General features: G+C 75.6%; 19 protein-coding genes and 1 pseudogene. 7 read left to right on the forward strand and 13 right to left on the reverse strand.

All coding sequences use genetic code 11. The annotated features are described in order from the left end of the window. Positions 1-319: 319 nt before the first annotated feature. The 4 genes from IE225_RS14000 to IE225_RS14015 form a co-directional block, all read right to left on the reverse strand. Positions 320-1,099: a TIGR04222 domain-containing membrane protein gene (locus IE225_RS14000; protein ID WP_190057796.1), complete on the reverse strand. Its 780-nt coding sequence runs from the start codon at positions 1,097-1,099 to the stop codon at positions 320-322. Positions 1,100-1,341: 242 nt separating this feature from the next. Next, on the reverse strand, positions 1,342-2,181 hold the full coding sequence (locus IE225_RS14005) for a DUF4142 domain-containing protein (RefSeq protein ID WP_190057797.1): 840 nt from the start codon (positions 2,179-2,181) through the stop codon (positions 1,342-1,344). 112 nt (positions 2,182-2,293) lie between these two features. Continuing rightward, positions 2,294-3,613 (reverse strand): MbnB/TglH/ChrH family RiPP precursor modification enzyme, encoded by a 1,320-nt coding sequence (locus tag IE225_RS14010; protein ID WP_190057798.1) that lies wholly within the window; start codon positions 3,611-3,613, stop codon positions 2,294-2,296. A gap of 551 nt (positions 3,614-4,164) precedes the next feature. Then, entirely contained in the window at positions 4,165-5,007 is an 843-nt protein-coding gene (locus tag IE225_RS14015; RefSeq protein ID WP_229879538.1) for an aminoacyl-tRNA hydrolase, read from the reverse strand. Positions 5,008-5,149: 142 nt separating this feature from the next. Between IE225_RS14015 and IE225_RS14020 the strand changes: the two genes are divergently transcribed. Together IE225_RS14020 and IE225_RS14025 are read left to right on the forward strand one after the other, a co-directional pair. Then, positions 5,150-6,106, forward strand: a complete 957-nt coding sequence (locus IE225_RS14020; protein WP_190057799.1) for an ABC transporter ATP-binding protein — start codon at positions 5,150-5,152, stop codon at positions 6,104-6,106. Then, a complete protein-coding gene (locus tag IE225_RS14025; protein WP_190057800.1) occupies positions 6,103-6,774 on the forward strand; it encodes an ABC transporter in 672 nt (223 codons plus the stop codon). The genes IE225_RS14020 and IE225_RS14025 overlap by 4 nt, the downstream gene beginning before the upstream one ends. 141 nt (positions 6,775-6,915) lie before the next feature. Here the strand turns inward: IE225_RS14025 and IE225_RS14030 are convergent. The 9 genes and pseudogenes from IE225_RS14030 to zapE all read right to left on the reverse strand — a co-directional run bounded on the left by IE225_RS14030 (position 6,916) and on the right by zapE (position 15,934). Continuing rightward, positions 6,916-7,259, reverse strand: a pseudogene (locus tag IE225_RS14030) (hypothetical protein). Continuing rightward, positions 7,256-8,119 (reverse strand): polysaccharide deacetylase family protein, encoded by an 864-nt coding sequence (locus IE225_RS14035; RefSeq protein WP_190057801.1) that lies wholly within the window; start codon positions 8,117-8,119, stop codon positions 7,256-7,258. Before IE225_RS14035 ends, IE225_RS14030 begins: the two are co-directional and overlap by 4 nt. A 94-nt stretch (positions 8,120-8,213) precedes the next feature. Next, positions 8,214-9,737: an FAD-dependent oxidoreductase gene (locus IE225_RS14040; RefSeq protein ID WP_190057802.1), complete on the reverse strand. Its 1,524-nt coding sequence runs from the start codon at positions 9,735-9,737 to the stop codon at positions 8,214-8,216. Positions 9,738-9,912: 175 nt separating this feature from the next. Then, complete coding sequence (locus IE225_RS14045; RefSeq protein ID WP_190057803.1) at positions 9,913-10,467, reverse strand: YbhB/YbcL family Raf kinase inhibitor-like protein; 555 nt, start codon at positions 10,465-10,467, stop codon at positions 9,913-9,915. A gap of 105 nt (positions 10,468-10,572) precedes the next feature. Beyond that, positions 10,573-11,565 carry a slipin family protein gene (locus tag IE225_RS14050; RefSeq protein ID WP_190057804.1) on the reverse strand — a complete coding sequence of 331 codons (993 nt, stop codon included), beginning with the start codon at positions 11,563-11,565 and terminating at the stop codon, positions 10,573-10,575. A gap of 269 nt (positions 11,566-11,834) precedes the next feature. After that, positions 11,835-13,364, reverse strand: a complete 1,530-nt coding sequence (locus IE225_RS14055; RefSeq protein ID WP_190057805.1) for a SulP family inorganic anion transporter — start codon at positions 13,362-13,364, stop codon at positions 11,835-11,837. Positions 13,365-13,381: 17 nt separating this feature from the next. Further along, positions 13,382-13,960: a carbonic anhydrase gene (locus IE225_RS14060; protein WP_190057806.1), complete on the reverse strand. Its 579-nt coding sequence runs from the start codon at positions 13,958-13,960 to the stop codon at positions 13,382-13,384. 213 nt (positions 13,961-14,173) lie between these two features. Next, a complete protein-coding gene (locus IE225_RS14065) occupies positions 14,174-14,575 on the reverse strand; it encodes a hypothetical protein (RefSeq protein WP_190057807.1) in 402 nt (133 codons plus the stop codon). Positions 14,576-14,815: 240 nt separating this feature from the next. After that, positions 14,816-15,934, reverse strand: coding sequence for a cell division protein ZapE (gene zapE / locus IE225_RS14070; protein ID WP_190057808.1), 1,119 nt, complete (start codon positions 15,932-15,934; stop codon positions 14,816-14,818). 238 nt (positions 15,935-16,172) lie between these two features. On the opposite strand from zapE, the gene IE225_RS14075 reads away from it, so the two are divergent. The 5 genes from IE225_RS14075 to IE225_RS14095 all read left to right on the forward strand — a co-directional run. After that, positions 16,173-17,117 (forward strand): pyrimidine reductase family protein, encoded by a 945-nt coding sequence (locus tag IE225_RS14075; protein WP_308432491.1) that lies wholly within the window; start codon positions 16,173-16,175, stop codon positions 17,115-17,117. 378 nt (positions 17,118-17,495) lie between these two features. Then, on the forward strand, positions 17,496-18,020 hold the full coding sequence (locus tag IE225_RS14080) for an indole-3-glycerol phosphate synthase (protein ID WP_190057809.1): 525 nt from the start codon (positions 17,496-17,498) through the stop codon (positions 18,018-18,020). A gap of 217 nt (positions 18,021-18,237) precedes the next feature. Beyond that, entirely contained in the window at positions 18,238-19,626 is a 1,389-nt protein-coding gene (murC, locus tag IE225_RS14085) for a UDP-N-acetylmuramate--L-alanine ligase (RefSeq protein WP_190057810.1), read from the forward strand. A 14-nt stretch (positions 19,627-19,640) separates the two neighbouring features. After that, positions 19,641-20,048, forward strand: coding sequence for a peptide-methionine (R)-S-oxide reductase MsrB (msrB, locus tag IE225_RS14090; RefSeq protein WP_190057811.1), 408 nt, complete (start codon positions 19,641-19,643; stop codon positions 20,046-20,048). A gap of 142 nt (positions 20,049-20,190) precedes the next feature. Further along, the coding region (locus IE225_RS14095; protein WP_190057812.1) for a DUF6479 family protein at positions 20,191-20,525 on the forward strand (335 nt) is incomplete at its 3' end.

A 20,525-nucleotide genomic window follows, 5' to 3' on the forward strand; every position in this document is an offset into this window, starting at 1 on the left:
GCACCGGCCGGAACCGCGGCGAGGGCGCAGGCCGGAACCGCGGCGAGGGCGCAGGCCGGAACCGAGGTGAGGGCGCAGGCCGGAACCGCGGTGAGGGCGCAGGCCGGAACCGAGGTGAGGGCGCAGGCCGGAACCGCGGTGAGGGCGGCCGGGAGCAAGGCCCGGCCGTCGCGGGCGAAGGCGGCACCGCCCGGCCGGTGCCGTGCCGCCCCGCGTGCGGCCCGTACGCCGCGCTCCGACAGGCGGGAGGTGCCCGACGGGCGGGACGCTCCCACGGGCGGACGCACCGACGGGCGGGACGCGCCCCCCGCGATGCGGGTCAGGCGTGTCGCAGCGGCTGGTCGCGGTGGGCGAAGGCGGCCCGCAGCTCCGGTTCGCCGACGGCGCGGATGCCGCGTACGGCGACGGAGGCCAGGTAGGCGTGCTCGTCACCGGTGCGGCCGAGACGGTGGGCGAGGGTGTCGAGGAGCCGCTGCCCGGCCGGGGAGGCCCAGCGGGAGCAGGGGCAGACCTCGACGAGGGCGATGGCCAGGCAGCCGAGGCAGAGGACGAGGGGCAGCGCGAACCACAGGGCGACCAGGTCGCGCGGGACCCCTTCCCGGTCCGGCAGCAGCAGCGCCGCCGCGCCCAGCGCCACCACCGCCACCGCGGCGGCCCGCACCCGGCGGATCCCGGCGGCGACGGTCGTGCGCGCACCGTCCGGCACCGCCAGGCCCGCGCGCACCAGACGGTCGGCGAGGCGCTGCACCGCCTCCGCGGCGGCGGCCGCCGCCCGCACCGGCGGGATGCGCGACTGGCCCTGCGGCCCGATCGCCCCGATGACCGCCCGCTCCATCTCGTCCCGCCCGTGCGGGTCGACCACGGTCGCCCAGCCGGTGTGCGCGAGCAGCAGCCGGCGTCGGCGGGCCATCGACACCATGGCCAGGTCCGCGACCCGGCGGGGACCGCCGGAGAGGAACGCCACCTCGTACAGCGTCAGTTCGCGCTCCCGGTCCGGGGCCGCGCCGACGGCCGCCGCGCGTACGGCGGCCAGGCACAACCGTGTGCACGCCGTGCCGGCCACGGCCCAGGCCGGCAGCAGGAGAAGGACCCAGAACATGACGTGTTTCTATGCCGACGGCCTGGGACGCGCCATGCCCTGTTCAGCATCCGGACGGAGTGTTGCCGGGCTGTGACTTTTCGTGCGCGGTTCTTCGTGTGGCTTTTCGTGTGGCTTTTCGTGCGCGGTTCTTCGCGCCCGGCTTTCGGGATGCCCGGCTTGCATGGTGCCCGGTTTTCGTGCGCGCGCCCGGTGCGGGACACGCACGCATGGTTCACGGCCCACGGCCCACGGCTCGTAGCTCACTGCGATCCGGTGCTCGGGGGCGGGCTGGACGTGGGTGGCGGCAGCGGGTAACTCGGCGCCGGGGACGGGGCCGTGGAGGCCGACGAGGCCGACGAGGCCGACGGGAACGCCGACTCCGGCAGCGGTGCCGACGGGGTGACCGGAACCACCGAGCCCGCGGCGGGCGGAACGGGGGAGACGGACGGGGCGGGCGTGGCACTCGCGGCCATCTCCCGGGCCAGGGCGCCGAAGTCGACGTAGCCGGTGGCCTCCAGGACCTTGATGTGGTCCAGGACGGTGGAGTTGGCGTCGTCGGCGAGGCCGCGCACCAGCGAGTTCTGCGTGGTGGCGCGGACCTGGGCGACGACCGTGAAGACCCGGCCGTGGGCCAGGCGCAGGATGTTGGCGAACGCGCGGTCGAAGTCCTGCCCGCGCGCCGCGTTCAGCTCCGCCAGCCACTTCTTCTGCTGGTCGTTGGGCTGGTTGGGCAGGGACAGGCCCAGCTTCGCGGCGACGTCGCGGACCCGGGCGTCCAGCAGGGTGTGCCCCTGGACCAGGTGCTGCCCGGCGGTCCGTACGGCCTGGGTGGTGCCCTTGCGCTGTGCCTGCTCGCCGGCGGGCAGCTCCCACAGGCCGGCCAGCCGCACCTTGGTGACGAAGTCGCGGTCGAGGGCGGACAGCGGGCCGTACGGCGTCGCCACGGTCTGCGCGCTCAGGACGTCCGCGCCGGCTCCGGAACGGTCGGCGTACGACCAGATCGGGAAGATCAGCGCCGCGAGCGTCGCCGCCAGGCCCATGATGATGATTCCGGTCCCGCTGACTATGCCTCGGCCGGTGATGGGGGGTCGCGGTCGCATGACTGACTCCTGGTGCACACCGCACACCCGGGAAGCCCGGGGTGCGGTGTGGCATGGTACTGCGGAGTCCGTGGAGGCGCTGTGACGGGCGCCCCGCCGTGCGGGGGCGCCCTCACCCCCGCAGCAGCACCCGCCGCGCGGCCCGGGCCAGGCGTACCGCCGGGCGGGAGGAGCGCGGGGACGGACCCGAGCGTTCGCGCCACCAGGCCCGCAGCTCCCGCCGGGCCCGGGCGTCGGCCGGTTGCCCGGCCAGCAGGAGGTGACGGGCGAAGTCGAGGGCGTCGCGCCGGTAGCCGCCGGTCATCGGGGTGCCGTGGGCGTAGGCGAGGAAGGCGGGGCGGTAGCCGGCGCCGAGGAGGGCGGGGAGTTCGGGTGCGACCTTGGCGACCACGTCGGCCCGCTTGGCGGCGAGTGCCCGCGCCTGCACGCCCAGCCGCGCCCGGTCGAACTCCTCGGGCAGCGGGGTGCCGGCGACGAGCGCGGACAGCAGGGCGGCCTGGGCGAGCCCGAGCCGCTCCCGGACGTGGTCCGGCGGGGCGGGGGCAGGGGTCGAAGCGAGGGAGGCCCGGGGCGCGGTGGCGGCCGGAGGGGATGTCGGCCGTTGCCGTCCGCCCCGCTCCAGCGCCTGCCGGATTTGCGTCAACTCCCTTTCCAGCTCGGTGGGTTCGGGGAAGTTGTCGTCCCGTTCCAGCAGCACTCCGGGTGGCCGCACACGGGAGGCGAGGTCGGTCAGGAGGTCGAGGACGGGCCGGGGAACGGGGTGGGCGTGGCTGTCGTGCCAGACGCCGTCGCGTTCGACGCCGCCCGCGACGTGGACGTAGGCGAGGGCCTCCAGCGGCAGGCCGGCGAGCGCCTTGGCCGGGTCCTCACCGCGGTTGACGTGGTTAGTGTGCAGGTTGGCGACGTCGATCAGGAGCCGGACGCCGGTGCGGTCGGCCAGCTCGTACAGGAACTGACCCTCCGTCAACTCCTCGCCGGGCCAGGAGAACAGCGCCGCGATGTTCTCGACGGCGAGGGGCACCGGCAGCGCGTCCTGGGCGATGCGGACGTTCTCGCACAGCACGTCCAGGGCGTCGCGGGTGCGCGGCACGGGCAGCAGGTGACCGGCCTCCAGCCGCGGGGTGGCGGTGAGCGCGCCGCCCGCGCGGACGAAGGCGACGTGCTCGGTGACCAGCGGGGCGCCGAGGGCCTCGGCCCGTTCGGCGAGGGCGGCCAGACGGCCGGGATCGGGGCGCTCGGCGCCGCCGAGGCCGAGCGAGACGCCGTGCGGCACCACGGTGACGCCGCGCTCGCGCAGCCGCAGCAGCGACGCCGGCAGGTGCCCGGGGCAGACGTTCTCGGCCACGACCTCGACCCAGTCGACGCCCGGCATGCGCTCCACGGCGTCCGCGATCTCCGGCCGCCACCCGATCCCCGTCCCCAGCCGCTCCATCGGCCCCTCCTTCCCCCGCCGCCCGCGTCCCGCGCGGTCACCGCGTGCCGGAGTCATCACCCCGCGGAACGTGGCCGAATCCCACCGGGGGGACGTTCAGAGCAACATTTGAGCTTCGGCCGGCCGTGCGGAGGGGCGCCGAAGCGTCGCGGATCACCCGCCTCCGGATCTCCTCCCCGCCGCCCGCGCCACCCAGGACCGGCAACCCCACCGCGCGAGTCCCCCACGGCGAGGGAAACGAGCACCGCTCCCCGGTCGATGACGTGCGGCAGTCCCGGAAACAGGGCGAAGAAGGCGAGCGCGGCGGCGACTCCCGCCAGGAACGCGGCACCCCGGCCTGGCGCTTCCTGGCCTCCCAGGCGCGCTCGGACCCCGGCCGCTGTCGATCGATCATGGACGACCCACTTCGTGATGTGGTGACACTGGGCGGCACTGACTGAAAAGCTGACCCGCGAACGACCCGCGAGTGAAGATGCCCAGGTGTACAACCGGAGCCCCGGGCGGTCGGTTTCGGTGTCCGCCGGCCTGCGTTCCGGGAAGCCCCCCGTCGGTCAGCGCAGGGCCGGGTGGTCGGCGATCACCGTGCAGGAGCCGGGGGCGATCTCCGTGTAGCCGGCGTCGCGGACCAGGGGGAGGCCTGCGGTGAGGAGGTCGCGCCAGCGGGCGGGGGAGGCGGTGCGGACGGCGAGGGGGAAGCCGGCGTCGCGCCAGGCGGCGCGCTCGGGGTCCGGCAGGTCCCACCAGGCGAGCTGGGCGGCGTGCCCGGCCTGCGCCATGGCCTTGCCGGCGGACATGCCGAGGTCCGGGTTGAGCCACAGCACCGGTGTGCCGGGGGCGGGCGCGGCGGGCGGTTCGGGGTCGTCGAGTTCGGTGCCGGAGACCTGGAGCCGTGCCAGGTCCTTGGGCCAGCCGTCCAGCGGGACGGGCGGGAAGACCCGTACCTCCGCCGACCGGCCGGTGACCGTGATGCCGGGCAGCGCCGCGGCCCGCCGCCACTCGGCTCCGCGCGCCCGCCGGACCACCTTGCGGATGCGGGCGTCCTGCCAGTCCCGCACCGCCTGCGCCCACTCGCCCTCGCCCAGCGACCGCTCGTCGCTCAGCATCACCAGGACCGCGCGCGCCGCCGTCTCCAGGGCGTCGGTGCGGGCCGGCGGGGCCGCCTTCTCGATGCGCACGACCAGCGGCAGCACGAACTGCCGCGCCTGGTCGCGCGGGTCCGGCTCGGTGCGGAAGGGGCTTTCCGCGGTGGTCTCCGCGGTGGTCTCCGTGGGGTTCTCCGCGGTACTTCCCGCGGGGCTCCCCGCGGTGTGCCCCGTGGCGTTCTCCCGAACGTTCTCCCGAACGTTCTCCTGGGTGGTGCGGGCGGCGCGGGCGGTGATCTCCTCGGTGCTCACGGGCCCCAGTCTGCCAGGCCGGGAATCGGCCGTTTCCGCCCGTGGCGGTGGTGGCGGCCGGGGCCGCGGACCCGCGGTGAGAGGACCAGAGGACCATGGGAGGAGCACGAGAACCGTGAGAAGGGTGCGGGAGGATGGAGCCATGCCACACGAGTTACGGCTGCGGGGCGTGGGCCGCCGCTACGGCCTGCGCGGGCCCTGGGTGCTGCGCGGTGTCGACCTGACCGTCGCGCCCGGCACCCTCGTCCGCGTCGAGGGAAGCAACGGCAGCGGCAAGTCCACGCTGCTGCGCCTGATCGCCGGGATCGACGCGCCCTCCGCCGGCCGGGTCACCGGGCGCCCGCGCCGCACGGCCTACGTCCCCGAGCGCTTCCCGGCCGCGCTGCCGTTCACCGCCGCCGGCTACCTCACCCACCTCGGCACCGTGCACGGCCTGTCCCGCGGGGCCGCCGCCCGGGCCACCGCCGCGTGGCTGGAGCGCTTCGGCGCCGCGGCGTACGCCGGCACGCCGCTGGCGCGGCTGTCCAAGGGCAGCAGCCAGAAGGTCGCCGTCGCGCAGGCGCTGCTGGCCGGTCCGGAGCTGCTGGTCCTCGACGAGGCCTGGACCGGGCTCGACGCCGCGGCCCGCGCCGAGCTCGACCGGGCGGTCGCGGAGCGGACCGCGGCGGGCGGCGCGGTCGTCTTCGTCGACCACGACCCGCGCCGCCTCGCGGGCGTCGCCGACGTGACGTACGCCGTCCGCGACGGCGGCCTGGACCGGCGCCACCCAGGTGGCACCGCCCCCGCGGCGGGCCCGTGCGTCGTCGTCGAGGCGCATGCCGCGCCCGGCGCCGTGCCGCCCGCCGAGGCGCACCGGTGGGCCGGTTCCGCCGCGGAGACCGCGCCCGGCGTCCACCGGTTCACCGTCCCCGCCTCCCACTCCGACGTCCTGCTGCGCGCCCTGCTCACCGCCCGCCCGCCGTGGCACGTCGCCCGCGTCACCCCGGCCGCCGAATCCCCCGAGGCCCCGCCTCCGCCCGAGCCGCAGTCTCCGCCCGAGCCGCGGCCTGCGTGCGAGCCGGAGCCGGGAGCCCCGTCCGGACCGGGAGGCCGCCGATGACCGCCCTGCTGCGCTACCAGTGCGCCCTCCTCCTGCGCTCCCAGCGGTGGCTGCCCCCGCTCGTCCTCTACGCGGCCGTCCTCGCCGTCGGCGTGCAGGCCGGCCAGCCGGTGCTGGACTCGCTGGGGTACGCGGCGGCGGCGCTGCTGCCCGTCGCGGCCTGGCTGGTGCGGATCTGCGTCACGGGCGAGCCGCCCGCGGCCCGCGCGTGCGTCGCCGCGGCGGCCGGACCGGCGCGGGCGCACCTGGCCTGCGTGCTGGTGGCGCTGGGCGCGGCGGTGCTGCTCGGGACGGCCGCGACGGTGGTGGTGACCCTGACCGGCGCCCCGGTGAGCGCCGACCACGCCACCCGGGTGCCGCGGCTTCCCGCCGGGACCGCCGGGCTGCTGGCCGTGCTGGTCTGCGCCCTGCTCGGCACCGCCGTCGGCGTGCTCACCGGCCCGCCGCTGCTGCGCGCGCCCGGCCGGGCCGTGCCCGCGATGCTGCTGGGGGCGCTGCTGTCGGTGGTGGCGACCGGCTCGCCGGCGCAGGCGGCGGTCACCGGATTGGTCACCGGCTCGCAGTCCGGCCGGGTGCCGCTGCCGTTGTTGCCGCTCGCCGGGGCGGCCCTGGCCCTGGCGGCGGCCGCCGCCGTCGCCTGCGCCCTCGTCTCCCGCCGCGCGCCGTGACACGGGAGCCCGGCCGGGCGTGCGGAGTCAGTCGGTGCAGGTCAGCCGGTACAGGTCAGCCGGTGCGGGCCAGCCGGTACAGGTCAGCCGGTGCGGGTCAGCCGGTGCGGGTCAGCCGGTGCGGAGTCGGTCGGAGCGGGGTCAGCCGGAGCAGGCGATGCGCTGCGCTTCTTGCCTCCCCCAAGCTCTCGACTTCGCTCGAGCAGGGGGACCCCCATGCAGACCGGGCACAGCGTGATGCCTTTGTACGACTCGGGGTATTCCGTCGGCTGCCGGCACAGCACGCTCCCCCACTCTCGGCTGCGCGCGAGCGGGGGCACCCCCATCGCGTACGGCGGCCCGCCGGCCCGGGGCGGCCGGGTGGCGTCGATCAGGCAGTAGCCGCCCGTGCGGTCGTCCCAGCCCTCGCCCTGGCCGTCGTCCCGGCCGTCGTCCCAGCCCTCGCCCCGGCCCTCGCCCCGGCGGTCGTCCTCGTGCGCGCTCATTTCTCCAGCGTGGGACGCCCGTTCGCCGCGCCGATCAGCGCGGACACCTTCACGAAGCGGTAGCCCCGCGCGCGCAGTTCCGGCACGACCGCGCGCACCGCCCGCTCGGTCACCGGGGCCGCGCTGCGGGTGCAGTGCAGGACCACGACCGATCCGGGCCGCACCCCGTCCAGCACCTGCCGGGCGACGGCGTCCGCGTCCGTCGCGAACGCGTCCCCGCCGACCACGTCCCACTGCACCGCGGTGACCTTGAGCCCGCTCAGCGCGCGCAGCGACCGCCGGTCGTGGCAGCCTCCGGGGAAGCGGAAGTACGGCAGCGCGTCGCGCACGCCCGCCTTCCGGAAGGCCGTGTACGCGCGCTCCACGTCCGCCCGCATCCGCTCCTCGGGGACGGTGGGCAGGCCGTAGCAGTCGCCGGTGAAGGCGTAGTGGCTGTAGGAGTGGTTGGCGACCTCGAACAGCGGGTCCCGGGCGATCGCGCGGGCCTGGTCCGGGTACTGCTCGGCCCACCGGCCGGTCATGAACACGGTGGCCGGCACCTTCAGCGCGCGCAGCGCCGCGATCAGGCCCGGGTTGTCGAAGTGCTCGCCGGCGGCCGCGCGCGGTCCTTGGCCGGCGGTCATGTCGGCGTCGAAGGTGAGCGCGACGACCCTGCCCCGGGTGCGCGGGCCGTGCGAGAAGACGGGGGTGAGGCCGGCCGGTCCGGGCGCGAGAGTCGGCGGCCGGGACGGGGCCGCGGAGGCCGACGGGGCGGGGCGGGCCGGGATGTGCGGCGCACGCTGCGCCCCGCAGGAGCTGGGAGCGGCGGTGCAGGCCGCCAGGACGCAGACGGCGGCGGCACGGCGTACGGAAGCGATCACCGCAGGAACGTACGATGATCACACTCGTGCCGGTGGTCGGCGCGGCGGTCCGGTCACCCGCACGGCGGCCGCCCGGGCCGTACGCGCGCCCGGCTCAGATGTCCCGCCGTTCCAGCGGCCGTACCGCGGGCCCCTGGATCACCGTGCCGTCGGGGGCGAAGCGGGAGCCGTGGCAGGGGCACTCCCAGGCGCGTTCGGCGGCGTTGTAGCCGACCAGGCAGCCCAGGTGGGTGCAGCGGGCGGAGACGGCGTGCAGGGCGCCCTCGTCGTCGCGGTGGACGGCGATCCGGTCGGTGCCCGAGCAGACCACGGCGCCGCCGCCGGGCGGGATGTCGTCGACGGACGCCGGCGGGCGCAGCCGGTCGCCGATGAAATGCCGGGCCACCTGGGCCTGCGTCTTGAGGAAGGCGGGCGCCTCGCGCACCGCCGTGCGCAGCCGGCGCGGATCGTACAGCTCGCGCCACGCGCACGGCCGGCCGGTGAGCAGCGCGGTCAGCAGCAGGCCCGCCATGATCCCGCCGCTCATGCCCCAGCCGCGGAAGCCGGTCGCCACGTAGGTGTGCCGGGTGCCCGCGTACAGGGGCCCGACCATCGGCACGGTGTCGGTGGGGTCGTTGTCCTGCGTGGCCCAGGCGTACGTCGGGTCCACGCCCGGGAAGTGCTCCCGGAACCAGGCCGTGAGCCTGCCGAAGCGGGCCGGGGTGTCCCCGGTGCCCGGCGTGAAGTGCTCCCCGGTGACGATCAGCAGCCGCTGCCCGTCGCCGGGGCCGTACGGCGCGGTGCGCACCGAGCGGGTGCCCTCGTCGGGCGTGATGTACATGCCGTCGGGGTCCCGTTCGGCGCCGATCGCGCCGGCGACGACGAGTTCGCGGCGCGGGGAGAGGCGGGTGAACAGCAGCGCCCGGTCGAAGAGGGGGTAGTGGGTGGCGACGACCACGTCCCGCGCCCGGACGGCCGGCCCCGCGGCGGTGGTCAGCCGGCACGGCTCGCCCTCCGCCAGGCCGGTGACCGCGGTCCGCTCGTACACCCGCCCGCCGAGCCCGGTCAGGGCGTCGGTGAGGGCCAGCAGGTATTTGCGCGGGTGGAACTGCGCCTGGTCCTCCACCTTCACCGCGCCGGCCACCGGGAACGGCAGTCCGGTGTCGGTGGTGAACGACGCCGGCAGCCCCGCCTCCCGGGCCGCCCGCGCCTCGGCCCGCAGCTCCTCCACGCGGCCCGCGTCGCAGACGTACGTGTACGCGCTGCGGCCCTCCCAGTCGCAGTCGACGCCCAGTTCCTGCACGAGCGCGGCCGCGTGCTCGATCGCCTCCGTCTGCGAGCGGGCGTACAGCCGCGCGGCGTCGGGGCCGCGGGTGCGGCGCAGCCGGTCGTAGACGAGGGTGTGCAGCGCGGTCACCTTGGCGGTGGTGTGCCCGGTGACCCCGGCCGCGACCCGCCCGGCCTCCAGCACGGCCACCCCCCGCCCGGCCCGCGCCAGTTCGTACGCCGTGCTCAGCCCGGCGATCCCGGCGCCGATCACGGCGACGTCGACCTCGACGTCCTCCGTCAGCGGGGGGAAGGAGCGGCCGGGGGCCGTTTTCAGCCAGTACGAACCAGTGACGTGCCGGTAGTCGCTCATGCGCGCCGAGTACCCAGCCGCGGGCCGCTCGACCATCCCCGGGGGGCAGAGGCCGTGGCGGCCACCAGGGGTCAACGGCTGTGGCGATCACCGGGACTCAGCGGCCGTAACGGCCACTGGGGGGCAGAGGCCGCAGTGGCTACCGGGGCTCAGCGGCCGTGGCGGCTACGGGGGCTCAGCGGCCGTAGCGGCCGGAGAGGCTGCCGAGGGCCAGGGTGTGTCCGGCCAGGACGCGCCGGACGTCGTCGGCGGTGGCGGAGGGCGTGAGGCCGAGGCGGCGGTCGGCGGCGTAGACGGTGAAGACGTAGCGGTGGGGCCGGTCGCCCCGGGGCGGGCAGGGGCCGCCGTAGGCGTTCTTCCGGAAGTCGTTGCGGCCGACGGTGGCGCCGGCCGGCACCTCGCCCGCGGGCAGTTCGGCCAGACGCGGGTACACGCCCCACATCAGCCAGTGCGTGAACGTCCCGTGCGGGGCGTCGCGGTCCTCGGCGATCACGACCAGTCCGGTCGCGTCGGCCGGCACGCCGGACAGGGCGAGCGGAGGGGAGACGTCGGCGCCGTCGCAGGTGTAACGGCGCGGGATCGTGCCGCCGTCCGGGAAGGCCGGGCTGGTGACGGTGATCCGCCGTGTCGCGGTGGGCGTGGGCACGCCGGAGCCGCCGTCGCCCCCGCACCCGGCGACCGGGACGAGGACGGCCGCCGCCACCGCCGCGGACACGAGCCTGCTGCGCATGGCCGCACGCTAGCGGCGCGGTCGGCCCGCCGCCAGCGTGCGGCATCCGTCGGTCGGCACTCGTCGGTCGGCACCTGTCGGTCGGCATCCGTCGGCCGGTACCCGTCAGCTGGTGGTCACCTCTCCGGCGACCTCGGCGTCCGGGGCGGTCCGAGCGGCCGATGCCGGCGCCGCGACCGGGCCGGTTCCCGGCACGGAGGCCGGTGCGGGCGCCGGCGGGATCGATTCGGGCGCGGGCGCGTTCAGGCGCGCCGGGCCGGTGCCCGGTGCGGAATCCGCCTGCGGCGCGGAGTCCGCCCGCGGTGCCGCCGCCGGGCCGGTCTGCGGTGCCGCGGCCGGCTGATGGGCCTTCTCCAGGAAGCGCAGCAGCTCCACGGGGAAGGGCAGCACGAGGGTGGAGTTCTTCTCGGCGGCGACCGCGACCACGGTCTGCAGCAGCCGCAACTGGAGGGCGGCCGGGGCGTCGGACATCACCTGCGCGGCCTCCGCGAGCTTGCGGGAGGCCTGCAGCTCCGCGTCGGCGTTGATGACCCGGGCGCGCCGGTCCCGGTCGGCCTCGGCCTGCCGGGCCATGGACCGCTTCATGGTGTCCGGCAGGGACACGTCCTTGATCTCGACCCGGTCGATCTGCACGCCCCAGCCCACGGCCGGGCTGTCGATCATCAGCTCCAGGCCCTGGTTGAGCTTCTCCCGGTTGGAGAGCAGATCGTCCAGGTCGCTCTTGCCGATGATGGAGCGCAGCGAGGTCTGCGCCATCTGGGAGACGGCGAAGCGGTAGTCCTCGACGTTGACGATCGCGGCCTCCGGGTCGACGACCTTGAAATACACGACCGCGTCCACCCGTACGGTGACGTTGTCCCGGGTGATGCCCTCCTGCGCGGGGATCGGCAGCGTGACGATCTGCATGTTCACCTTGCGCAGCCGGTCCACGAACGGCACCACCATGGTGAATCCCGGTCTGCGCACGTCGTTCAGCACCCGCCCGAGCCGGAACACCAGTCCGCGCTCGTACTGCTTGACGATGCGCGCCGAGGCGGCGAGGTAGACCAACCCCGCCGAACCGACCGCCACTCCCGCTGCCACCAGCTCCTGGAGCATGGCGACCTCCTTGCCCAGAGGTCCGTGCGGTGCCTGCTCCTGCCACGATATGCCCGGGAACCGGCCGGGGCCATGGGGTCCGCGGCCCCGCTCGGCGGACCGCCGGGACGGACCGGACCGAAAGGGGCCGGGACCACCGCCCCGGCCCCGACCTCGGCCTTCGGATCATGCGGCCCCGGCTCCCGGTCCGCACAGCCCCGGCCCCCGGACCGCACGGGCGCGGCTCCCGGACCGCACGACCCCGGCTCCCGGGCCGCGCGGGCGCGGTCTCAGGCCGCCAGCACCCGCACCGGCTCGGTGCCGGCCGTGCTGTGCCGCTCGGCCCAGTTCCGCAGGGCCGTGCGGCAGGCGTGGTCGAGGTGGTGCAGGCCGGACAGGTCCAGCTCTATCGGCCGGTCCTGGGGGAGCGCCTCCAGGTTGTCGAGGATCTTCGGCAGCCGCAGGAAGGTGGCGTTGCCCGCCAGGTGCGCCCGGATCGGGCCGGTGCCCTCGTCGACGACCTCCAGCCGCACGTGCGAGGCCTCCCAGGCGGTCTTGACGACGGACAGGGCCAGGCCGATCAGCACGCCCTCGAACATGGTGACCGCGACGATCGACACGGCGGTGGCGACCAGGATCAGCGCCTCGCCCCGGTGCCCGCGCCACAGCGCGGCGATCTGGCGGAACGGGATCAGTTTCCAGCCCGCGTGGACCAGGATGCCGGCCAGGGCGGGCAGCGGGATCAGCGCGAGCGCGTACGGCAGCAGCGCGGCGAACAGCAGCAGCCACACGCCGTGCAGCACCCGGGACGCCTTGGTCCGCGCGCCCGCGCCGACGTTGGCGGAGCTGCGCACGATCACCGCGGTCATGGGCAGCGCGCCGAGCAGGCCGCACACCGTGTTGCCCACGCCCTGCGCGACCAGCTCCTTGTCGTACCGGGTGCGCGGGCCGTCGTGCAGCCGGTCCACGGCCGCCGCGCTGAACAGGCTCTCGGCCGAGGCGATCAGCGCGAAGGCGAGGACCGTGCCGACGAGCGCGGGCTCGGCCGGCCTGCCGAACGCGTCGGCGCCGGGCGGGCGGATCGCGCCGAGCAGGCCCTCCACCCGGACCGTGGCGACCGGCAGGGAGAAGACGAGCACGGCGAGCGTGGCCAGCAGCACGGCGGCGAGGGCGCCCGGCACGACCCGCACCTTCCCCGGCAGGCGCTGCCACAGCACCACGACGGCGATCGTGCCCGCGCCGACCGCGAGCGAGGCCGGCGCCCCGGGGTTGTCGAGGGCGTCGACGAGGGCGCCGGGCAGGCCGATGATCTTGCCGACGCCGGTGTCCGGCGCCTTCGTCCCGGCCGCGGTGTAGATCTGCCCGGCGATGATCACCAGGCCGATGCCGCAGAGCATGCCCTCCACCACGGACAGGGAGATCGCCCGGAACCAGCGCCCCAGCCGCAGGAAGCCCATGGCGAGCTGCAGCAGCCCGGCGGCCGCCACGATCACGCCGAGCGCCGGCAGCCCGAACTCCCGCACGGCCTCCAGGACCAGCACGGTCAGGCCCGCGGCCGGACCGGACACCTGCAGGCTGCTGCCGGGCAGCAGCCCGGTGACGAGGCCGCCCACGATGCCGGTGACCAGGCCGAGTTCGGCCGGCACGCCGGAGGCGACCGCCACACCGACGCACAGCGGCAGCGCGACCAGGAACACCACGAGCGAGGCCGCGAAGTCCTGCCTGAGATACGGGAACCTGCGCGCGCCGGCCGGCCGCGCCGACGGCTCGGGCGGCGGGGACGCCGCGGGCGTCGAGGACGCCGGGGTCTTCCGGTTCATCGCGGTCACCCCCTTCCTCACAGCGCCCGGAAGGTGTCGGTGCGCGGCTGGTGCGCCAGGACGGTGCCGGTGTGCACCTCGTAGAACCAGGCGTGGAGGGTGAGCTCCCCACGGGCCGGCCGCTCGGCGACGCACGGGTAGGAGCGCAGCCGCAGGATCTGGGTGAGGACGTGGTTCTGCACCGCCTCGGCCACGGCCGGGTCCTCGGGCGCGCCCTTCGGGCGGGGCGTGGCGCGGGTGAGCCATTCGCGCACGGCCGGTACGGCGTCCAGGTCGTCGCCGCGCACCAGCGCGCCGACGGCACCGCAGTGGGAGTGGCCGCAGACGACGACGTCCCGGACCTCGAGCACGTCCACCGCATACTCGATGGTGGCGGCCTCGCCGGTGGGGTGCCCGGTGTCGTACGGCGGCACGATGGTGCCCGCGGTGCGCAGCTCGAAGAGCTCGCCGGGGCGGGCGCCCGTGATCAGGGCCGGAACGACCCGGGAGTCGGCGCAGGTGATGAACAGCACCTGGGGCGACTGGCCCGCGGCGTACCGGGCGAACTCGTCGGGGCGCTGACCGAACGCGCGGGCGTGGTCGATGAACGGCTGCATGTGGGGTGACTCCTCCTGGCGCGCCGATGGGGGCGCGTCGGATCTGCACGGACAGAGGTGGGGGAGCGCGTGCTCTGCCGGTCGGCAGGCGCGGTGTGCCTGTCGGCGGTGTGCCGCCCGGGCCGGTGGGCGTCTCCTCACGGACGCGCCGGGTGCACCCGGCGGACGCGGCGCGGGGCGCCCGTGAGCAGGGCGGGCCGGTGGTCGTGCCGGTCAGCAGCGGAAGACCTGGAGTGCGGCCGGTGTGCGGTCGGCCGGCGATCTGGAGGCGCTGGAGTGCGCGGGGTCGGGGGCGGCCGAGGGGGGTGGGGCCGCCGAGTCGCCCCTGAGCGGCGGGCGTTCGGGTGCCTGGGACAGGCAGGTGGCGGCACGGTGCCGGTCGCGCAGGAGCAGCGGCCCGGCCGGGGCGCCGTGGTGCTCGCAGGAGCGCAGGACGGTGGTCTCGTCGTGCGGGGTCCGGCCGGTCGCCGCGGTCCCCGACGGCACGGCTCTGGCCTCGGCTTGACGGACCGTGTGCGCGGATGCGAAGGAAACGCCCGGTGCGAACAACTGGACGACGAGCAGGACGGCGGCGAGGACCACCGGCGCGCTCCGGGCTGTCGTACCTCGGAACATACGCCTCCCCCCGCTCACGCCTCATGTTTCGTAACGACCAAGCGTTGGTCAACGGTTGGTCAAGAAACACGGTAGCCCGGCGGGGGTGTTTGCAGGGTTGACTCGGTGTTTCGAATCGGAGATCGCCCGAAAACCGAGGGTCGGTTGGCGTGAATCCGCCCGCGCGGACAGGGAGTTGAACGAGGGGTGACGGCCGGGCCGCCACGGCGTCACGCGCACGTGGCGACCAGGCGCCGCGCGTCACGCGTGCGTGTCCACCAGGCGCTGCGCGTCGCGGGCCAGTGCCGTGAGGCGGGATATCGCGCGGAAGTACTTCTTGCGGTACCCGCCCTTGAGCATCTCCTCGCCGAACAGCCGGTCGAAGGGCAGCCCGGAGGCCAGCACGGGCACCTCCCGGTCGTAGAGCCGGTCGGCCAGGACGACCAGGCGCAGGGCCGTCGACTGGTCCGGCACCGGCTGGACGTCCGTGAGGCACACCGCCGTCACGCCCTCGGTCAGCGCGCCGTACCGGCTGGGGTGCACCCGGGCGAGGTGGGCGAGCAACTGCGGGAAGTCGTCCAGCGATGCGCCCTCGGTGGCGTACGCCGCCCTGGTGACCTGCTCGTCGGTGAACGGCGGCGGCGCCTCGGGCAGGCCGCGGTGGCGGTAGTCCTCGCCGTCGATGCGCAGGGTGCGGAAGTGGGCGGCCAGGCCCTGGATCTCGCGCAGGAAGTCGGCGGCCGCGAACCGGCCCTCGCCGAGCTTGCCCGGCAGCGTGTTGGAGGTGGCGGCCAGCGCCACGCCCGCCTCGACCAGCCGGCCGAGCAGGGTGGAGACCAGGACCGTGTCGCCGGGGTCGTCGAGCTCGAACTCGTCGATGCACAGCAGGCGGTGGCCGGAGAGCGTCTCGACGGTCTTCTGGAACCCGAGGGCGCCGACCAGGTTGGTCAGCTCCACGAAGGTGCCGAACGCCTTGCGGGAGGGGTCGGCCGGGGTCGCGTGCCACAGGGAGGCCAGCAGGTGGGTCTTGCCGACGCCGTAGCCGCCGTCGAGGTAGACGCCGCGCGGGCCGGCCGGGGCCTTGGCCCGGCTCCGGCCGAAGCCGAACAGGCCGCGCCGGGCGCCGCCCGCCGGCCGCTCGCCGAGTCCGGCCGCGAACTCCTCCAGCACCCGGACCGCCTCCGCCTGGCTGGGCTGGTTCGGGTCCGGGAGGTAGGTGGAGAAGCGCACCGAGTCGAACCGCGGCGGCGGCACCATCTCGGCGACCAGCCGGTCCGCGGGGACGTGCGGCTCGCGGGCGCACAGCGACAGCGGGGCCGTACCGGCCCTCGGGCCGGTTCCGGAGGCGGCGGTGGTGGAGGCGGCGCTGGTGGAGGACACGCTTCCCCATGCTAGGGCCTGCCCGGGGTGACCTGCGGTGCCGGGCCCGCGGGCGGCGCGGGCAGGGGCGGTCGGGGACGGCCGGGCGCCGCCCGCCGCCGCGGCGGCGCGGACGGCCACACACCACCGGCTACGACGGTGACACGGCCGCTCACCAGCGGTGATGCCGGCCGTGCCGGGGCCGGTCGGCCCGGTCGCACCCGCCGCCGGGACGAGTGCCCGTGCCACACTGCACGGCATGCGACGCCTCTTCCCTGTGACCGACGAGACAGCGCCCCGGACGGCGGCCGGCACCCCCGGCGGTGAGCGGGCCGCCCACCCGGCGGACCGGGAGCGAAGCACCGACCGGGAGCGAAACGCGGACCGGGAGCGAAACGCGGACCGGGAGCGAAACGCGGACCGGGAGCGAGACGCGGACCGGGAGCGAAGCACGGACCGGGAGCGGAACGCGGATCGGGAGTGGAGCCTGGAGGAACTCGCCGCCGCCTACGCCTACCCGGAGCCCGGCCCGGACGGCCCCCGCCCCTGGCTGCGCGCCAACATGGTCGCCACGCTCGACGGGGCCGCCCAGCACGAGGGGCGCTCCCAGCCCATCTCCAGCGCCGCCGACATGCGGATCTTCGGCACGCTGCGGGCCCTCGCGGACGTCGTGGTCGTCGGCGCGGAGACGGTACGCCGCGAGGGGTACCGGCCGGCCCGCGCGCGGGCCGAGTTCGCGGCGCTGCGCCGGGCCGCGGGGCAGGCGCCGGCCCCGGCCGTCGCCGTGGTCAGCGCCGCTCTCGACCTGGACTTCTCGCTCCCGCTGTTCACCTCGCCCCTGGTGCCCACGCTCGTCCTGACCGGCGCCGCCGCGCCCGCCGACCGCGTCGCCGCGGCCCGGAAGGCGGGCGCCCGGGTGGTCGTGGCCGGGGACGGCGCCGGCGTCGATCCGGTGCGTCTCGTGCAGGCCCTGGCCGACCTCGGCCACACCCGGCTGCTGACCGAGGGCGGCCCGCGGCTGCTGGGCCAGCTGGTGGCGGCTGAGGTGCTCGACGAGCTGTGCCTGACGGTCGCCCCGCTCCTTACCGCGGGCGACGCGCAGCGCATCGCGGGCGGGCCGGCGATCCCGGTGCCGCAGCGGTTCCAGCTGGTGTCGCTGCTGGAGGAAGAAGGGTTCCTGTTCAGCCGGTACCGGCGGGGGTGATCGGCCGGTACCGGCGGAGGTGATCGGTCGATACCGGCGGAGGTGATCGGTCGATACCGGCGGGGATGATCAGCTGGTACCGGCGGAGGTGATCGGTCGATACCGGCGGAGGCGATCGGCCGATACCGGCGGGGATGATCAGCTGGTACCGGCGGAGGTGATCGGTCGATACCGGCGGAGGCGATCGGCCGATACCGGCGGGGATGATCAGCTGGTACCGGCGGAGGTGATCGGTCGATACCGGCGGAAGTGAGGCGGCGGGCCGGGCGAGAGGAGAATCGGCAGTAGCCGTGCGATCACGGGGCAGGATGGTTTCCGCGGGGCCGGGACCGGCCCGCGCGGGACTGGGGCCGCCGGCCCGGAGCAGAAGGGGCGCTGGTGTTCACAAGCGTATTGATGATCGAGAAGGCGCTGACGTCCGCCGACGTGGAGTTCGTCACGACCTTGCACGGGGACGAGCCGGTCGCCTTCCACGTGCTGCTCCAGCCGCGCGGAAACCAGGCCGACCGCCTGCTGCGCGCCCTCGACGACATCGCGCTGGGCGAGCTCGACGAGGCCGTCCGCGAGGGCGAGACGCCTGAGGGCGAGGAGGCCGTCAGCGTGGGGCAGCGGGCTCTGGACGTGTCGCTGAGGGCCCTGCGCGCCGCCGGCAGCCAGGCCGAGGGGCGACTGGTGGACGACCATCCGCTGGACGCGCTCAAGGCCCTCGTGGAGGAGGCCGACGCCGACGAGGTGATCGTCCTGACCGACCCGCACTACGTGGAGGAGTTCTTCCACCGGGACTGGGCCTCGCGGGCGCGGCACAAGGTGGGGGTGCCGGTGCTGAAGCTGTTCTCGCACGGCAAGGACGGCGGGGACGGCGGGGACGGCGGCCAGGACGGCGGCGACGGCAGCAGGGATTGAGTGCCGTCGCGGGACCCGGCGGGACGTGGGCGCCGCCACCGGACCCGCGCCCCTCGTGAGGCGCCGCCCGCGGCGTGTTCGCGGCCGGGCCCGCCGCGCCCGCGCCCCGGCCCGCCACGCCCCTCGCGAGCTGCCGCTCCGCGCACGCAATAGGCTGGGCCCCGCGTGCCCGCCCCGGCCCGCGCAGTCCGTCGTAGCGAACCCTGGAGAGAGACACATGGCCCCCGGTCTTCCCCCCGCCATGGACCGACCGCACTTCATCGGCATCGGCGGCGCCGGAATGTCGGGCATCGCGAAGATCCTCGCCCAGCGCGGCGCGAAGGTCGCCGGCAGCGACGCGAAGGACTCGGCGACGGCGCAGGCGCTGCGGGCGCTGGGCGTGACGGTGCACGTGGGGCACGCGGTCGAGCACCTCGCCGACGACGCGAGCTGTGTCGTCGTCTCCTCGGCGATCCGCGACGACAATCCGGAGCTGGCCCGCGCCGCCGAGCTGGGCGTCCCGGTCGTCCACCGCTCCGACGCCCTGGCGGCGCTGATGGAGGGCCTGCGTCCGGTCGCGGTGGCCGGCACCCACGGCAAGACCACGACGACGTCGATGCTGGCCGTGTCCCTGACCGAGCTGGGCCTGAAGCCGTCGTACGCGATCGGCGGCGACCTGGACGTGCCCGGCTCCAACGCCCACCACGGCGAGGGCGACCTCTTCGTCGCCGAGGCCGACGAGTCGGACCGCAGCTTCCACAAGTACGCGCCCGAGGTCGCCATCGTCCTCAATGTGGAGCTCGACCACCACGCCAACTACGCGTCGATGGAGGAGATCTACGACTCCTTCCAGACCTTCGCCGGCCGGATCGTCCCCGGCGGCACGCTGGTGATCGCCGCCGACCACGAGGGCGCGCGGGAGCTGACCCGGCGCCTGGCGGGCTCGGTGCGCACGGTGACGTACGGCGAGGCGGCCGACGCCGACGTGCGGATCCTGTCGGTCGTCCCGCAGGGGCTGAGGAGCGAGGTCACCGTCCTGCTCCAGGGACAGCGGCTCACCTTCGCCGTCTCCGTGCCCGGCCGCCACTACGCCCACAACGCCGTCGCCGCCCTCACCGCGGGCGTGGCCCTCGGCATCCCGGCCGCCGAGCTGGCCCCGGCGCTGGCGGCCTACACCGGCGTCAAGCGGCGCCTGCAGCTCAAGGGGGAGGCGGCCGGCGTGCAGGTGATCGACTCCTACGCCCACCACCCCACCGAGATGACCGCGGACCTGGAGGCGATGCGGGCGGCCGCCGGCGGGGCGCGCATCCTGGTGCTCTTCCAGCCCCACCTCTTCTCCCGCACCCAGGAGCTGGGCGAGGAGATGGGCCGGGCCCTGGCCCTGGCCGACGCCTCCGTCGTCCTCGACATCTACCCGGCCCGCGAGGACCCGATCCCCGGCGTCACCAGCGACCTGATCGTCGAGGCGGCCCGCGCGGCCGGCGCCGACGTCACCGCCGTCCACGACAAGGCCGAGGCGCCCGCCGTGATCGCGGGAATGGCGCGGCCCGGCGATCTCGTTCTCACCATGGGGGCGGGCGACGTCACGGACCTCGGCCCGCACATCCTGCACCGCCTGTCGAAGTGAGGGGCTGACCACTCATGCCGTACGAGGTCGAGAAGCCGGACGAGCAGTGGCGCGCGGAGCTGAACCCGGCCGAGTACGCCGTCCTGCGCCAGGCGGCCACCGAGCCCGCCTTCACCGGTGAGTACACGGACACCAAGACCAGGGGCGTCTACACCTGCCGCGCCTGCGGCGCCGAACTGTTCACCTCCGACACCAAGTTCGAGTCCCACTGCGGCTGGCCGTCCTTCTACGACCCCAAGGACTCCGACGCGGTGGAGCTCCTGGAGGACCGCTCCCACGGCATGGTCCGCACCGAGGTCCGCTGCGCCCGCTGCGGATCCCACCTCGGGCACGTGTTCGAGGGCGAGGGGTATCCGACACCGACGGACCAGCGGTACTGCATCAACAGCATCGCGCTGCGGCTGGTGCCGGAGGAGGGCTGAGCGCGCCCGTTCCGCGATGTCCCCGTGCATCCCCTTGTGGTGACTCGTACCGGGAGGACAATGGGGACACGAGGGATGATCTCGGCCGATCCCGACCGATCTCGGGGTCATCCCCGCTCCCCGGGTGAGGCGGGTGAGAGGGATGGACGCGAGCACGTACGTCATGGCCCTGACGGCACACCAGTGGAACGTGGCCGGGGCCTTCGCCGGCGGGATCTTCGTCGCCGCCGGACTGATCTGGGCCGTGGTGGCCGGGATCGGCGTGATGATGCGGGAGCCGGGGCCGCCGGATCCCGAGGACCAGCCGCACCTGCCGGACGGCGGGCCGGTGCATGAGGTGCGTGAAGTGCGGGAGGCGGACGAGGTGCCGCGCTCGGACGGGAAGCGGCTCATGCCGTACGAACTGCACCCCTGCCCCACCCGGACCAGCGAGCACCAGGACCGGCCCCGCTGGACCCCGGGGTCCAGCGGGGCCGG

This window comes from Streptomyces echinoruber, from assembly GCF_014651135.1.
Taxonomy (GTDB): Bacteria; Actinomycetota; Actinomycetes; order Streptomycetales; family Streptomycetaceae; genus Streptomyces; species Streptomyces echinoruber.